Below are 14,836 nucleotides of genomic sequence, written 5' to 3' on the forward strand. Positions count from 1 at the left end.
GCTCACTCTAATTTTGATCTGATTTATCTCGGCAGCCGGTTCCCCAAATCCCCGCAGCGCACCTTTCCCCACTTCGATAACATTCCAAACGCCTTTACATACTCTTTTGGAGGCGCTCGACACCTCGATCGTGAATAAATGGGTTCCCCAGGGCGGGATTTCGGCTGACATGGCTTCAGGATCCTTCCCCTTCTCACAGCATCGCCTTCAATCGCTCGATTGCCTCGTTCCACAGCTGCAGGCGGACGGTGTCCGCGGCGAGCGCGTCGAACTCGTCCGACCAGATCTCGGAGCGATAGCGCCGGTAGATGCGCTCCCATTCGCGGGACACTCCGCGCGAGCGCAGCACGCGGTCGCAGAACTCCTCGACGATGGCGAACACCGCGCCGTTGGGTTCGGAGACCAGGCCGGACAGCGCGTTCTCGCACTGGTAGACCGCCTCGTCGTAGGCGACCTGGAGACTTTCCCTGATGCTCTGCGGGGTCTGCGCGCCCCTGGGCGTGTAGGTGCCCTCGTGGTCGGCGCTCATCCCGTCCAGGCACGGGCGAATACGGTGCTGGAAGAAGCCGCGGTAGGAGAGGCCGAAGTCGGCGACGACGTCCAGGGCGTACCGGATCTCGCTGCTGCCGTCGGAGCGGACCAGGCCGATCAGCCCGGACATCTCCCGCAGGAATTCGCGGCCTTCCTTCTCGCTCAGATGGCGGAACTCGCCGTCCTCGCGCAGCACGGTGGCCAGTTGCTCCCACATGTGCTCGACGGTCATGTTGAGCGCGTCTTCCAGTTCCAGGAACTGCCGCGACAGATACGCGCGGGTCTCCTCCATCAGGTCGCTGAAGGCGCCCGCGAACGCGCCGCCCCGGTTCCGCCGCCTGGTGATCTCGTCGACCGTCGGTATTCCGTCGCCCTCCTTGACCCTCTTGATCACGGCGGCGACGGCCTTCGCCAGCGCGGAGTCGGGGGCGTCCCGGTCGGCCCTGAACTTGTCGACCAGCCGCACGATGGCGCCGGTCAGGTTGTCGTAGGTCTGGTCGAACAGGTCGTCGAACTTGTTCTCGGACACATCCCCCAGATGCGCGAACTGCGGCACGACCGGGGACTGGCCGGCCAGCAGCCGTACTTCCTGGTCGATCTCGGCCACCCGCCGCAGCCGCTCGGTGATGATCGCCTCGTCGAGCGACTCGAGGTTGTCGACCAGGTAGTCGACGATCGGGTCGAACGCCGCGATCACCTCGTCGGTCTTCGAGCAGTCCGCGATGTACGACCCCGCGACCCGGATCACCGACTTTCCAAGACCGGCCTGGAACGCCTGCGCGCTGGCGAGATTGTCCTGGTCGACGCTCTCCCGGTGGTTGAGGATCATGAACGCGCGGCGTTCCATCGCGATCTCGGGAAGGGCGCTCTGGGCGATGCCGTACAGCTCGACGTCGAACTCGTGGATGTCGTCGCCCTCGGGGTTGGGCCGCCGGACGAACAGCACCAGGTCGACGTCGTCCTTGAGCGCGGCGAGCAGCACCCGGGAGTCGCCGAGGTTGGTGTCCCCGAGACCGGGCAGGTCGATGACCGCGATCCCGGTCAGATCGCTCTGCTTGAACTTGGTGGAGATCTCCACGTGCCGTACGGCCCGGAAGGTGTGCTGGGGTTTGCCGTCGAGGTCGTCCTGCGCGACGAACCCGCGGATCATGTCGTCGCCGACCCGTTCCGGGGAGGAGTGGCCGATGAGGTTGCCGTACGCGGAGAACGCGGTGTGATAGTCGCGTAAGTGGCCGTACGCGCTGACGGCCGTCGCCATCGACGCCCGATCGGCCGGCAGGGCGGGCAGCGGCTCGACGCCGAAGGCGCGGGCGGAGACCGGGCGGGCGCCCAGGCCGTACTTGTCGTAGTAGGGCCCGAGGATCTCGTCCACGAACGAGCGCTCGGAATGGTAGTAGACGTCGGCGTAGGTGTGCCCGTCGAAGTGGCGGATCGTGCTGGGCACCCCGGTGCAGAAGCCGCCAGAACCGTCGGGGATCTCCCGGTTCGTGAGCCCCGTCAGGCTCTGCAGGAACCGGCTCTTGCCCTGACGGGCCCGGCCCACCACGCCGATGTTGATCGTCATCCGCCGCAACCGCGCCAGCGCCCTGTTCAGCGCGGCACGTTCCAAAGCGACCTTGTCGATCAGTTCGCGCACCACCGGCCCGAGGGCCGCGAGATGTTCCCCGCGCTCGTGGCCGATCCTGGCGAGCAGGTCGGCCCGGGCCTTCTCCAGGCTGAGCAGCCCGGTCTCCAGATCGGCCAGATGGGTCTCCAGCGCCTCGGTCTTCTGCGCGTTCTCCACCCGGCGGGCACGAATGGCCTCGATCTTCTCGACCCGGCCCATAGTCACCTCCACGAGAGCTGCGAAAGGTATGTGTCCGTTGCATCACTGTAGATAGCTATATAGGCACGTTTTCTGGTGGCTTTGGGTTGGGAAACCCTGACGGGTCTTCGGCGGTCGCGAAGATCTGCCGCCATTTGACTCCCGGCAGGTCCAGCGGCGTGTCCTGAATGCGTAGCTTGGGATACGTGAGCGCCACGGAGTACCTGCCGATCGGGGAACACGGGCTGATCGGCAACCTGCGGACGGTCGCCCTCGTGGGCACCAACGGCACGATCGACTGGTACTGCTGCCCCGACTTCGACTCGCCCAGCGTGTTCGGCGCGCTGCTCGACGCCGACCTCGGCGGATCGTTCGAGCTGGCCGCCGACACACCGGCGGCGACCAAGCAGTTCTACTTTCCCGACACCAACGTCCTGATCACCCGGTTCGCCGCCGCGGACGGCGTGGGCGAGGTGCAGGACTTCATGCCCATCGCCGATGACTCGCCCGGCTCCGGCCGCCATCGGCTGATCCGGCAGGTGACGTGCGTGCGCGGCAGCCTGCCGTTCCGGGCCACGATCGCGCCCCGCTTCGGATACGCGACGGAGCCGCACACCGTACGGGTGTCCGGGGACCACGTGACGTTCGAATCGCCGTCCCTGGCCCTCAGCCTGACCGCCACCGTCCCGCTGGAATCCGACGGGCGGGACGTGCGGGCGCGATTCGTCCTCGGCGAGGGAGAGCAGGCGGTGTTCGCGTTCGACCGGGCCGGCGAGGACATCGCACTGCGCACCTGCCCGGTCCGGGAGGCGCAGGAGGAGTTCATCGCCACCGTGCGGTACTGGCGGAACTGGCTGTCGGCCTCCCGCTACCGGGGCCGCTGGCGCGAGGTCGTGCACCGCTCCGCGCTCACCCTGAAACTGCTCACCTACGCGCCCAGCGGCGGCATCGTCGCCGCCCCCACCACGAGCCTGCCCGAGCAGGTCGGCGGTCCCCGCAACTGGGACTACCGCTACGTGTGGATCCGCGACGCCGCGTTCTGCGTCTACGCCCTGCTGCGCCTGGGCTTCACCGAGGAGGCGGAGGCCTTCATGGGCTTCCTGACCCGCCACGCCATCCTCGACAGCGCCCGCGCCGAGGGCCCGCTCCAGATCATGTACGGCATCGACGGCCGCCGCGACCTCCCCGAACGCGAGCTCGCCCACCTGGAGGGCTACCGCGGCTCCGCGCCCGTACGCATCGGCAACGCCGCCGCCGGCCAGCTCCAGCTCGACATCTACGGGGCGCTCGTCGACTCGGTCTACCTCTACAACAAGTGGGGCCAGCCGATCTCCAGCGACCGCTGGGACGAGCTGTGCGCCATCGTCAACTGGGTCTGCCAGAACTGGGACCAGCCCGACGAGGGCATCTGGGAGACCCGCGGCGGGCGCAAGAACTTCGTGTACTCCCGGCTGATGTGCTGGGTGGCCATCGAACGCGCCATCCGCGTGGCCAGCCACCGCGGACTACCCGCCGACCTCACCTACTGGCAGCGCACCCGGGACACGATCTACCGCCAGATCATGGACCGCGGCTGGTCCGGCAAGCTGGCCGCCTTCGTCCAGCACTTCGACGACAACGTCCCCGACGCCGCGATCCTCATGATGCCGCTGGCCAAGTTCGTCTCCCCCACCGACCCGAAATGGCTCTCCACCCTCGACGCCCTCACCGACAAACTCGTCTCCGACTCCCTGGTCTACCGCTACGACCCCGAAGCCAGCCCCGACGGCCTCCCCGGCAAGGAGGGCACCTTCTCCGTCTGCTCCTTCTGGTACGTCGAAACCCTGGCCCGCGCCGGCCGCCTCGACGAAGCCCGCCTGGCCTTCGAGAAGATGCTCACCTACGCCAACCACGTCGGCCTCTACGCCGAGCAAATAGGCCACACCGGCGAACAACTCGGCAACTTCCCCCAAGCCCTCACCCACCTCGCCTTGATCAGCGCCGCCTTCAACCTCGACCACGCCCTCGGCTGAGAGTGTCCGGAAACGCGTTGCCCGTTCGTCATGGTGGTGAGTTCACGACAACCGAGGAGCGACGATGAAATACATGATGTTCGTGTGCAGCGACACCGAGCCCGACACCGGCACGGCCGATTGGCCCGATATCGAGGTGTGGGTGTCGGAGAACGACGCGCGCGGCCGTCGGCTGGAGGGCAGCAAGCTGGCGGCGGTGTCCGCGGCCACGACGGTCCGGGTCCGCAACGGGGAGTTGCTGGTCTCGGATGGGCCGTTCGCCGAGACCAAGGAGGTGATCGTGGGGTTCGACCTGCTGGAGTGCGCCGATCTGGACGAGGCGATCGAGGTGGCCCGCGCGCACCCGATGGCCTGGGGCGGGCGGCTGGAGCTGCGTCCGCTGGTCGACCTGTAGGGCCGTCGGCGTGAGCGATTCGCCCGCGGTCGCGGCGGCCGTCGTGGCCGCGGGCAAGGACGCGTACGCGCGGATCGTGGCCGCGCTGATTCGCGTCACCGGCGACGTGTTCGGTTCGGCGTAGTTCCAGGAGGAGCTGGAGCTTCTCGGCGAACAGTTCGTCGTAGTCGTCGAGGCTGTATCCGAAGAGGGCGAAGGGATCGGGGAACGCGCTTCGCCCGACGGTGAGTTCCGCCCGGCCGCCACTGATCAGGTCGAGGGTGGCGAAGTCCTGGAAGAGGCGGACGGGGTCGTGGACGCTCAGGAGGCTGACGGCCGTGGTGAGGCGGAGCCGTGTGGTACGCGCGGCGATGGCGGCCAGGAGAACGGCCGGTGAGGCGACCGCGAAGTCGGGGGTGTGATGTTCACCGACGCCGATGTGGTCGAGTCCGACGCTGTCGGCCAGTTCGGCTTGAGCCAGGATCTGCCGGATGCGTTCTTCGACCGTGTGGTGGGTGCCGTCAGGGCGTACGGGCTGGAAGTCGCTGAGGGTGGCGATGCCGACCCGGTAGCGCTCGGCCAGCCCAGTGGCGTCGCCGAATTGGCATATAGTGTTTATGTGCACTAATGGCTTGCAACACTAGCGAGGGCAAGATGGCGCGAGGGCCGGATCTTGTCGGGCTCACGGTGCTCGGCTTGCTTTCGATTCGAGAGAGCCACCCGTATGAGCTGCAGCAGCTCATCACCAATACCCGGAAGGACTTTCTGACGGGGCTGCCGCGAAGCCTTTATCTCGCTGTCGAGCGGCTGAGCAAGGCGGGCCTGATCGAGGCGTCGGAGACAGTCCGATCAGGCCGTCGACCGGAGCGGACGATCTACCGGATCACCGAGGCAGGCCGCGACGACATGACGACTCGGCTCCGGATGCTGATCGAACAGCCTGATCCGGACCGACGGGCCTTCATGGCGGCGCTGTCCCTGCTGGGATGCCTGCCTATGCCCGTGGCACGCGACGCGCTAGAGATTCGCAGGGCGACCGTCGCCGCCGCCATCGCCTCGTTGACCGCGGGGCTCACCGAGCTTCGGTTGAGAGGCATGCCGGATCTTGTCGTACTCAAGCTCGAACACGAGTGCTCCGTCCAGCAGGCCGAGTTGGACTGGGTCGAATCCGTCCTCGCCCGCTTCGACAGCGGCACGCTCGACTGGTCCGGCGCCGTCCGGGCAGACCTGCTGTCCGACGCACTGAACGACTCACCTACCGACACGGAGGAACAACCATGACCACGACTGCGACCGAAGCGATCGGAGACCTGCTCCAGGAGCTCACCGAGGCATGGAACGACGGCGATGCCGAGCGGTACGCGTCCGCCTTCACCGAGGACGCAGACCCGACCAGGAACTCCGTTATCAGCCTCACCGCGGTTCTGACCGAGGTCGGCTGGCGGTTCGCCTCGTTCCAGAACACGCGCGTCAGCGACCCGAAGGCCGCCCGATGAACGAGAAGAAGCCGCGCAAGCTCATGGTCGAGGTCACCGGGGTCATCGACGCACCGGCCGAGAAGACTTGGCCGCTGCTTCGAGACTCCCTCGCGCCAAAGGAGGTGTACGGCATGACGGCCGCCTACCAGGGCGGCTGGTGGTACCGCGGCGAATGGACCGCGGAGCCCGACGGCGAGCGCACTCGGGTGACCCACCGGGTCTATAACGTCGCGCAATGGATGCGCTGGGGCGTGCCGCTGGCCAACCGGTTCTTCATCGGCTTTACCGCCCACACCCGCAACGGGTTCGAAGAGGCGATCACTGAGATCGCCCGCCAGCTCGGCACCACCGCCCGGCTTGCCCCCAGCGGCCCGGCGCGCGGCACGGTCATCCGCTGAACGCAGCGCCTGATTGCCCCCCATCTGCTGGACAGCTTCCCTAACGACAGGCCGGATCTTCGCGACACGAGGTGCTGTCAGCGGTGTGCGGTCACGTCGACTGGGTCCTCGAGCAGTACGGCGAGGACGATGCCAGCGAGGTTGTCGTGGGAAGAACTCGTAGCGCGACAGGTGCGGATAGAGGACGTGCTCGCTGTCGGGCTGGAGGTTGCCCGCCCGTGATGAGAAACCCGAGGGGACGGCCTCTTCCTTCGCAGACGAGGTGCGCCCCCGCCACGGGACCGGCCGATCGCATGGCCCCGCTCAGGTGCTGGCTCTTGCTCGTTGAATGGCTGAAAGCTCGGCGCGCTGTGGAACAGGCAGGTAACAAGATCGCCCGTTAATGTTAACAAACCGGGCATACGGTGCGAACCGCCCGGCGTTCGTCGTTGATTCGCGGTGACGGCGGGGCTCCACCGGTTCGTACGAGTAAGGCCCTCACTTGAGCAATCTCCTTCGCCGCGCGGGAGCTGTCGCCGCGGTACTGGCACTCGCGTGTTTACCTCCCACCCTGACCGCCGGAACCGCCTCGGCGGATCCTGAGCCCTCCGACATCGTGGCCTCCGGCCCGCAGTGGTCGGTCACCCGCGTGGCGGGCGGTTTCCTGGTCACCCTCGAGCTCGCCGAGGAGCTCCCCGTCATCGCCAGCGCCCCCAGCCTCTCGGTCGACGGCAAGATGCTCGGCCCGGCGACGGAGTCCGCCGACGGGAAGTCCCTCTCGCTGGTCACCGCCGACCCCTCGGTGGCGGCGGCCACCTCGGTGACCACTGACATCCTGGGGTCGGCCGAGGCGACGCCACGGGCCAGGATGGCCCCGGGCCCGACGGCGGCCCAGCCCACCACCACGCCGAGCGTCCTGCCGGCGGACCCTTCGACGCCGGGTTCCCACCAGGTCTCCGAGGCCGTCTACGACTTCGGCGACCAGGTGCTCCCGCTGCTCAACATCGGCGGTATCCGCGGCGAGCTGACCGGCAAGATCTACCTGCCCGACGGTCGCGGCAGGAAGCCGGTGGTGATCTTCTTACACGGCCGGCACGGGTCCTGCTACGGCACGGGAGCGACCAACCCGGCGCGCTGGCCCTGCCGCCCCTCGCCGGACAGCCCTTCGCAGCGCGCGACGATCCCCAGCTATCTCGGCTACGACGCGCCGGCCCGCGCCCTGGCGAGCAACGGGTACGCCGTGGTCTCCATCTCGGCCAACGCCATCAACTCCAACGACAACCAGCTCGCCGCCGACTACGGCGCCCAGGCCCGGGGCCAGCTGATCCTGGACACCCTGCGCATGCTGGAGCAGGCCGACGACGGCGACCCGGTCGTCTACCACGACGCGTTCTACAACCGCGACGTCACCCTCGCCCAGGCGCTGACCGGCGACATCACCCCCGCCGGCCTGGTACGGAAATTCGACCTGGACAACGTCGGGATCATGGGCCACTCCCGTGGCGGTGAGGGAGTGGTCGCCGCCTCCACCCTCAACGACGCCCTCCCGCTCTGGCAGCAGTTCGGCATCAACGCGGTGCTCCCGCTCGCGCCCGTCGACTACGACCGGATCTCCCTGCCGAACACGGCCACGGCCACGATCCTGCCGTACTGCGACGGCGACGTGGAGAACCTGATGGGCCAGCACATCGTCGACGACTCGCGGCACAGCTTCAAGGACAACGTGCTCCGCTCGGCGGTCCTGACGATGGGCGCCAACCACAACTTCTTCAACACCATCTGGACCCCGGGCGGCTGGCCGGCCAGCACCGGCGACGACTGGTCCACCCAGGGCAGCGGCGCCGGCGACCCGGTGTGCGACCCGGCCGCCGCGACCACGACCCGGCTCACCCCCGCCCAGCAGGTCCAGGTCGGGGCCACCTACATGGCGGGCTTCTTCCGGCTCACGCTCGGCGGCGAGAAGCAGTTCCAGCCGCTGTTCGACGGCTCGGCCGTGACCGCGCCCTCGACGTCCTTCGCGAACATCTCGGTGACCGCCACCCAGCCGGCGAAGTCGCGGGCGGACATCAACACCTTCGAGCAGGCCGACCCGGCCGTCCAGGTGTCGGGCGACGCCACCGCCGAGGTGTGCGTCAACATGGGCGGCACCGGCGGGGTGCAGCTCCCGCAGGATTCGCCGCACTGCACCACCACGCTCAACTCGGCGGCCGTCCCGCACTGGTCGCCCGCGCTGTGGGCGTTCAACATCCCGTCGTCGCCGATGCTGCACCTGAAGTGGACGTCTCCGAGCGGTCAGGTGCGCGTCGCCGTCCCGCAGGGAGCCCGCAACATCAAGCACTACGAGCAGCTGTCGGTGAAGATGGCCGCCGACGAGTTCGTGGCCACCGGGACCGACCTCACCGTCAGCGTCGCCGACGGCGCCGGGCACACGTGGTCCTCGCCGGTCTCCGCGCTCAACCCGGCCGCCGTCACCCGCCTGCCGGGTGTCACCTCGCCCTGGCTGCGCAAGGTGATCCTCCAGCAGGTGACGATCCCGACCGCCGCCCTCACCGGCCTCAACCTCAACGACATCCGCGAGGTGGTCTTCGGGGCGGGCACGACCTCCGGCGGGGTCTACATCTCCGACCTGTCGGCCGAGAACCGCGCCGTCGGCGCGCGTTCCCCCGAGCAGCAGGTGACCGTGAACATGGCGCCCGCCAACGTCGACGAAGGCTCCGGCCCCGGCACCGCCACCCTGGCGGCGGTGCTGTCCCAGCCGGCCGGCCACCCGGTCACCGCCTACGTCAGCGTCTTCGGCTCCGCCACCGGCAGGGCCGGAATCACGATGCGCCAGGTGACCTTCGCTCCGGGGCAGGTCTGCGTCCCGGTCCAGGTGGGAACCCTCGGCGACCAGCTGCCCACCGGCACCCCGTCCACGTCGTTCAAGGTCTCGGTGACCAACACGGCCGGCGCGGTCATGGGCGACAAGGGTTTCAACAGGCTCACCGTACGCGAGGACGACGGGGTCACCGGCGGCACGCCCGCCCCCGAGGTGGGCGTCCCCGGTGACGCCTGCGCCGAGTACGCCGCGTCCCAGAAGCCCGGCCACCTGAACGTCGCGGGTTCCGTCTTCGCCGGGGCGGCCAACACGCTCCGCGCCGGCGGCTACCGGGCCGGCGAGAGCGTCGAGTTCCGCCTGGACGCCACGCCACTCGGCCGGGCCCTCGCCGACAGCGGCGGCACGGTCACCTTCACCGCGGCGATCCCCGCCGGGACCCCGCTCGGGAAGGTGACGCTGTCCGCGGTCGGCGCCGGTTCCGGCTACACCACCTCGGCGGTGTCGCGGGTCCGCGCGGCCGGCTGACGGGCCATCCTCAGGGCATCGCGGCCGGGAGACCATCCCCGGCCGCGATGCCCTGACGGGTGTCCCGGCTACTGTGTTGGCGTGCCGAACAGTCCCAAACGAGGTCGTTACCATCACGGGGATCTCAAGGAGGCCGTGCTTGACACCGCGATCGAGTTGATCACGGAGCGGGGCGTGGCCGGGTTCTCGATGGCCGAGGCGAGCCGGCGGCTGGGGGTGGCCGTCGCCGCGCCGTACCGGCACTTCGCCGATCGTGACGAGGTGCTGGTGGCGCTCGCGCTGCGCGCCGTGGACGGCCTGTCCGCGGTGCTCGGGGCGGAGCCGGGTGAGGCGGCGCTTCCGGCGGAACGGCTCGGGGCCGCCGCGGCCGGTTTCGTACGGTTCGCCGCCGAGAATCGTTCGCTGTACCTGGTGCTGCTCACCTCGGGGCTCGACAAGTCCCGCCACACCGAGCTTCAAGCGGCCGGTGATCGGATCGGCGCCGCCTTCCTGGGCCCGGCGCTCGCCCTGAGCGACGACGACCCGGCGGCGGCCCAGCGCTTGATCACCGCGGTCATCGCCGCCGCCCAGGGTTACGCCGTGATGCTCCTGGACGGATCCTTCGGGGAGGACCCCGATGCCGTCGACGCGGCAGCGGCGCAGGCGGCCAATGCGGTCCTGGCTCTCGTGCATGGCCGCGCGGCCATGACCAGGTGAGGTTGACGGCAGAACCTTCGAAGTGATAGCCATTCACATTGTGTGTGCCTTTCACATTGGAGACGTCGCATGACTTCCAACGCGGTTCTGGTCACGGGCTGCTCCTCGGGGATCGGGCGAGCGGCGGCCCTCGCCCTGGTCCAGGCGGGTTTCCCGACCTGGGCTACGGCGCGGCGAGTCGAGACCCTCGCGGACCTGGAGCAGGCGGGCTGCCGCGTCCTGCGGCTCGACGTCACCGACGAGCAGTCCAGGATCGACGCGGTGAAAGCCGTCGAGGCCGAACACGGAGCGGTCGGCGCCCTGGTCAACAACGCCGGCCACGGCGGCGGCGCGCCTGTGGAGGAGGTGCCGCTCGGGCTGGTCCGTGAGGTGTTCGAGACGAACGTGTTCGGCCTGATCGGAACCTGCCAGCTGGTCCTGCCCGGCATGCGCGCCCAGCGCCACGGCACCATCGTCAATCTCGGCTCGGCCGCCGGTCTGGTGACCCCGCCGACGGGGTGCCCGTACGCGATGAGCAAGTACGCCCTGGAGTCGCTGACCGACGCGCTCCGGATGGAGGTCGCGCCCTTCGGCGTCAGGACCGTGCTGGTCGAGCCGGGTGCCGTGCGAACCAGCTTCATGAGCAACAGCGAGCTGCACAACCCGGAGGATGACGGCCGCGGGCCGTACGCCGTCTACAAGAGGAACGTGGCCGCGATGGCCGACCACGCGCACCGGGAAGGCGCCCGCGCCGTGTCCACGGCCGATGAGGTGGCCGGGGTGATCGTCAGGGCGATCCGGTCGCGTCGGCCTAGAACGCGGTACAAGGTCGGCTCCCAGGCACGCCTGGCCCCGGTGGCGCGACGCCTCCTGGGCGATCGTGGCTGGGACGCCCTGATGCGCCGGCTGGTGCCCTTCCCCGTCGAGTGAGCGTCATCTGGGCCGTAGCGCCCCGGCCCAGATGACGCGTCAGATCATCAGTAGTGGTGTGGGGGTTCCATGGTCGGGGCCGTGTCGGGGGCCGGCTTCGCCGATCCGGTGGCGAGCTGGGCGCGGATGGCGCCGGCGGGGAACGTTTCGTTGTGGACGTTCGCGTAGTAGAGCTGCGGCGACTTGACGATGGCCTTCAGCTCGGCGCGGGTGAGCCGCAGCGCCGCGTTGTCGGAGTTCTGCTTGCCGACGGCGGTGACGCAGCCGGTGGCGAAGCCGTGGACGGGCGTCTTGAGGGTGACCACGATAGGCCCGGCCACGCCCTTCGCGCCCTTGTGGATGTGGGCGGCTATCGGGGCGCCGATCTTGTGGCTGGTGAGGATGTAGCAGAGCCGCCAGCCGTTCACCTTCCAGGCGAAGGTCCCGACGCCGTCCCGGTCGCCGGGTCCTGGGATCTCCTGCTTTCCGGTCAGTTCCACGGCCCGGTAGCCGTGGTCGGCGGACTCGGCCGCGGAGGCGGCGGAGGCGGCCGGCAGGGTTAACACAGCAGTCGTCGCGAGTATCGCGGCGGCCGCCAGGGGGGTGCGCATGGGAATCTACCTCTCCCTAGACGACGTGCCATTCAGCACAACGGACCTGGCGGTGTCCCGGTTCGAGACGGTCCGCGAAGAGGTAATACGGAATCCACCCGATTTTGGCTTCACCCGAATCCATTCGCCACCTACCTCGAAAGCCAGGCCATCAGCTATGAACCCAGACGGGCCGTCATGTCCGGTGTTCCGGGGCGGGTCAGCTCCAGTCGCGCTACCTGGGCGATCGGGACGCCGATGGCCGTACCGGCTGATCCGCGGCCGTCCGTGACCGTCACGGAACCGGCCGCCACCCGGCGGCCGTCGAAGGTCACCAGCCAGATCTGGTACGTCCCCGAGACGTGGCCCGACTCAATCGTGACCAGGATCCAGCTGGGCGAGCCCTGGTAGCCGAACGCGTGCCCCACCCGGTCGCCGCCGGAGTAGAGGACGGCGGCGGTCAGGTAGCGGCCGTTGGCCACGGCGAGGGTGTCACGGTAGGTCTGGGCGAGCTGGCGGTCCTCGGCGGTGGCCTGCCAGACGGCTCCGGCGCACAGCGCGGACCAGGCGAGCGCGGCGGCCACCGCGGCCGGCCGGAGAACCGCCCGCCGCGGTGTCCTCTTGGCGAGGACGTCGATCCGCGCGAGGATTGCGGCCTCGAACCCGGCCGGTGGCTCCTCCGGAGGGGCCAGCGTGACCACCTCGTCCACCACCGACGCCAGCGCGTCGAGCTCTCCCTGGCACGCGGGGCAGGTGGCGACGTGCCGGAGCGCGGCGCCGCGCTCCTCGCCGTAGGCGACGTCCGCGGCGAGTTCCGGGAGCAGCTCGCGGACGTGCTCGTCAGCCATCGCTCACCTCCAGTCGTTTGCGCAGCTTCACCAGTCCGCGGCGGATCCGGGTCTTGGCCGTGCCCAGGGGGATGCCTTCGAGGTCGGCGACCTCCTTGCTGGTCATGGCGTAGAAGACCACCAGGGCGACCGCCCTGGCCTGCTCGGGCGGGAGGTCGCGGAGGGCCTGCCGCACCGATGCCTCGTCCTGCTGGTCCCTGTCTGGAGGTTGCGCGGCAAGGAGCGTGGTCACCAGTTCGTGCGGGTCGACGGGTTCCTCACGACGCAGCCGCGCGGCGTCCACGGCGAGGTTGCGGGTGATGGTGAGCAGCCACGTGGTCGCCCTTCCCTTGCGGGGGTCGTATGCCCCGGCGTGCCGCCAGGCCCGTACGAACGCCTCCTGGGCCACGTCCTCGGCGACGGCGGGGTCGCCGACGATTGTCCGGGCCAGGCCGTACACCCTGGCCTGGTAGCGCCGTACGAACACGGTCGCGGAGCGGACGTCGCCGGAGGCCATCCCGGCCAGCAGGGATTCATCGGAAAGGGACCACTTACGGTAATACCGGAGTTCAACCGATTTGGGCTTCACCCGAATCCGATTCGCCGCCGGGCCGGGTAGTACAGGTATGCGGATAATTCAGACAGCGCTCGCGCTAGGCGTCGCGGGCGTGCTACTCACCGCCTGCGCGGGGGCGAGCGGCTCGACCGACACCGGAGCCGAAGGCGCGCCAACAGTAACCGTCACGTCGCCGAAGGACGGCGACACGGTCAACCAGCCGTTCACCCTGACATTCACCGCCAGCGTGCCCATCGGCCCTCCCGATTCCGGCCTGAACCACGTGCACATCTTCACCGACGGCAACACCGACGACTACACGGTCGTCACCACGCCCACCTTCACGATCAAAGACCTCCCCGCGGGAAGACATACGGTCGGGGTCACCCTGCAGCACGCGGACCACTCCCCCGCGGGAGCCTCGGACGAGATAACGGTGCAGGTCGCGGGCGCGCCGATCGGAACACCCCAGGAAACGGGCGGCGGCGGATATGGCGGCGGATACTGACCACGCCGCCAGCGCCGGGCGGAAAGGCGGGAAGAAAACCGTCGAACGGTATGACCGCACAACCCGGTGGTTCCACGCCGTCGTCTACGTCCTCGTCCTGGTCCTGCTGGGCACGGGCTGGTGGCTGGTCGCGGGGCAGGAGGGCGACCCGAGCCCGCTGGCGGCCCTGACCGGCCTGCCGGACACCGACCTTCACAAGATCGCCGGGTGGGCGCTGGGCGTGGTCGCGGTCGCGGGTCTCGTTATCGGCCGCCGGGGGGTGGCGACGTTCCTCCGGGCGTCGGTCCGCTTCCGCCGTACCGACCTGGGCTGGTTCGCCCGATGGCCGCGAGCGGTCTTCACCGGCCGGTTCGGGCATCACGACGGCCATTTCGACCCCGGGCAGCGGGTCCTCAACATCGCCCTGCTGGTGACCCTCGGCACGCTGGTCGTCTCGGGCGCGTGGCTGGTGCTGCTGCACGGCGGGCCTGTCTTCGCCGTGCTCCACCGGGTGCACACGTGGGCGACGTACCTGGCGACGCCGCTCATCGCCGGGCACGTGCTGGTCGCGTCGGGGATCCTGCCGGGATACCGGGGCGTCTGGCGGTCCATGCACCTGGGCGGGCGGCTCGACAAGGGGGTGGCGCGGCGGCTGTGGCCCGAATGGTCCCGGTGGGATGCCCGGTGCCCACCCGCCGCCCTGCTCGGCGGCCACCTGCTCGGCTCCGTCGACGAGGAGGAGCGCGCCGAGCTCCGGCGGCACCTGGACGGCTGCGCGCGGTGCCGCGCCGAGCTCGCGGGTCTGCGGGACGTCGCCCGTCACCTCGAATAGACCCAGGCGTGGACAGGGTCAGACACGGCCTGACCCTGTCCG

The 14,836-nt window shown here is 69.3% G+C and carries 15 protein-coding genes; 11 read left to right on the plus strand and 4 right to left on the minus strand.

Annotated elements, in window-relative coordinates; all coding sequences use genetic code 11:
* Positions 1 to 193 precede the first annotated feature (193 nt).
* The gene (locus tag ABGB08_RS04125) at positions 194 to 2,356 is read right to left on the minus strand and encodes a hypothetical protein (RefSeq protein ID WP_347586383.1); all 2,163 of its coding nucleotides are present in this window, start codon (positions 2,354 to 2,356) and stop codon (positions 194 to 196) included.
* A 185-nt stretch (positions 2,357 to 2,541) separates the two neighbouring features.
* Here ABGB08_RS04125 and ABGB08_RS04130 point away from each other — a divergent pair, with 185 nt between their 5' ends.
* From ABGB08_RS04130 to ABGB08_RS04170, 9 genes are all read left to right on the plus strand, one after another.
* Positions 2,542 to 4,347: a glycoside hydrolase family 15 protein gene (locus ABGB08_RS04130; protein WP_347586385.1), complete on the plus strand. Its 1,806-nt coding sequence runs from the start codon at positions 2,542 to 2,544 to the stop codon at positions 4,345 to 4,347.
* Positions 4,348 to 4,411: 64 nt separating this feature from the next.
* Positions 4,412 to 4,741, plus strand: a complete 330-nt coding sequence (locus ABGB08_RS04135; RefSeq protein WP_347586387.1) for a YciI family protein — start codon at positions 4,412 to 4,414, stop codon at positions 4,739 to 4,741.
* A 400-nt stretch (positions 4,742 to 5,141) separates the two neighbouring features.
* Positions 5,142 to 5,348: a hypothetical protein gene (locus ABGB08_RS04140; protein WP_347586389.1), complete on the plus strand. Its 207-nt coding sequence runs from the start codon at positions 5,142 to 5,144 to the stop codon at positions 5,346 to 5,348.
* Between the two features lie 26 nt (positions 5,349 to 5,374).
* Complete coding sequence (locus ABGB08_RS04145; protein ID WP_347586391.1) at positions 5,375 to 6,001, plus strand: PadR family transcriptional regulator; 627 nt, start codon at positions 5,375 to 5,377, stop codon at positions 5,999 to 6,001.
* The gene (locus ABGB08_RS04150; protein ID WP_347586393.1) at positions 5,998 to 6,216 is read left to right on the plus strand and encodes a hypothetical protein; all 219 of its coding nucleotides are present in this window, start codon (positions 5,998 to 6,000) and stop codon (positions 6,214 to 6,216) included. The genes ABGB08_RS04145 and ABGB08_RS04150 overlap by 4 nt, the downstream gene beginning before the upstream one ends.
* A complete protein-coding gene (locus ABGB08_RS04155; RefSeq protein ID WP_347586395.1) occupies positions 6,213 to 6,596 on the plus strand; it encodes a hypothetical protein in 384 nt (127 codons plus the stop codon). The genes ABGB08_RS04150 and ABGB08_RS04155 overlap by 4 nt, the downstream gene beginning before the upstream one ends.
* 481 nt (positions 6,597 to 7,077) lie before the next feature.
* Positions 7,078 to 9,918, plus strand: coding sequence for a hypothetical protein (locus ABGB08_RS04160; RefSeq protein ID WP_347586397.1), 2,841 nt, complete (start codon positions 7,078 to 7,080; stop codon positions 9,916 to 9,918).
* Between the two features lie 135 nt (positions 9,919 to 10,053).
* Positions 10,054 to 10,614 carry a helix-turn-helix domain-containing protein gene (locus tag ABGB08_RS04165; RefSeq protein WP_347586399.1) on the plus strand — a complete coding sequence of 187 codons (561 nt, stop codon included), beginning with the start codon at positions 10,054 to 10,056 and terminating at the stop codon, positions 10,612 to 10,614.
* A 69-nt stretch (positions 10,615 to 10,683) separates the two neighbouring features.
* Positions 10,684 to 11,523 carry an SDR family NAD(P)-dependent oxidoreductase gene (locus tag ABGB08_RS04170; protein WP_347586401.1) on the plus strand — a complete coding sequence of 280 codons (840 nt, stop codon included), beginning with the start codon at positions 10,684 to 10,686 and terminating at the stop codon, positions 11,521 to 11,523.
* A 47-nt stretch (positions 11,524 to 11,570) separates the two neighbouring features.
* Here the strand turns inward: ABGB08_RS04170 and ABGB08_RS04175 are convergent, their stop codons facing one another.
* From ABGB08_RS04175 to ABGB08_RS04185, 3 genes are all read right to left on the minus strand, one after another.
* Complete coding sequence (locus ABGB08_RS04175) at positions 11,571 to 12,113, minus strand: CHRD domain-containing protein (RefSeq protein ID WP_347586403.1); 543 nt, start codon at positions 12,111 to 12,113, stop codon at positions 11,571 to 11,573.
* Between the two features lie 155 nt (positions 12,114 to 12,268).
* Positions 12,269 to 12,940: a hypothetical protein gene (locus ABGB08_RS04180; protein ID WP_347586405.1), complete on the minus strand. Its 672-nt coding sequence runs from the start codon at positions 12,938 to 12,940 to the stop codon at positions 12,269 to 12,271.
* On the minus strand, positions 12,933 to 13,508 hold the full coding sequence (locus ABGB08_RS04185) for a sigma-70 family RNA polymerase sigma factor (RefSeq protein WP_347586407.1): 576 nt from the start codon (positions 13,506 to 13,508) through the stop codon (positions 12,933 to 12,935). The genes ABGB08_RS04180 and ABGB08_RS04185 overlap by 8 nt, the downstream gene beginning before the upstream one ends.
* A gap of 37 nt (positions 13,509 to 13,545) precedes the next feature.
* On the opposite strand from ABGB08_RS04185, the gene ABGB08_RS04190 reads away from it, so the two are divergent.
* Together ABGB08_RS04190 and ABGB08_RS04195 are read left to right on the plus strand one after the other, a co-directional pair.
* Entirely contained in the window at positions 13,546 to 13,983 is a 438-nt protein-coding gene (locus tag ABGB08_RS04190) for an Ig-like domain-containing protein (RefSeq protein ID WP_347586409.1), read from the plus strand.
* Entirely contained in the window at positions 13,967 to 14,794 is an 828-nt protein-coding gene (locus ABGB08_RS04195) for a cytochrome b/b6 domain-containing protein (protein WP_347586411.1), read from the plus strand. The genes ABGB08_RS04190 and ABGB08_RS04195 overlap by 17 nt, the downstream gene beginning before the upstream one ends.
* The last annotated feature ends 42 nt before the right edge of the window (positions 14,795 to 14,836 follow it).

The sequence above is a fragment of the Acrocarpospora sp. B8E8 genome, from assembly GCF_039871605.1.
GTDB classification, from domain to species: Bacteria; Actinomycetota; Actinomycetes; order Streptosporangiales; family Streptosporangiaceae; genus Acrocarpospora; species Acrocarpospora macrocephala.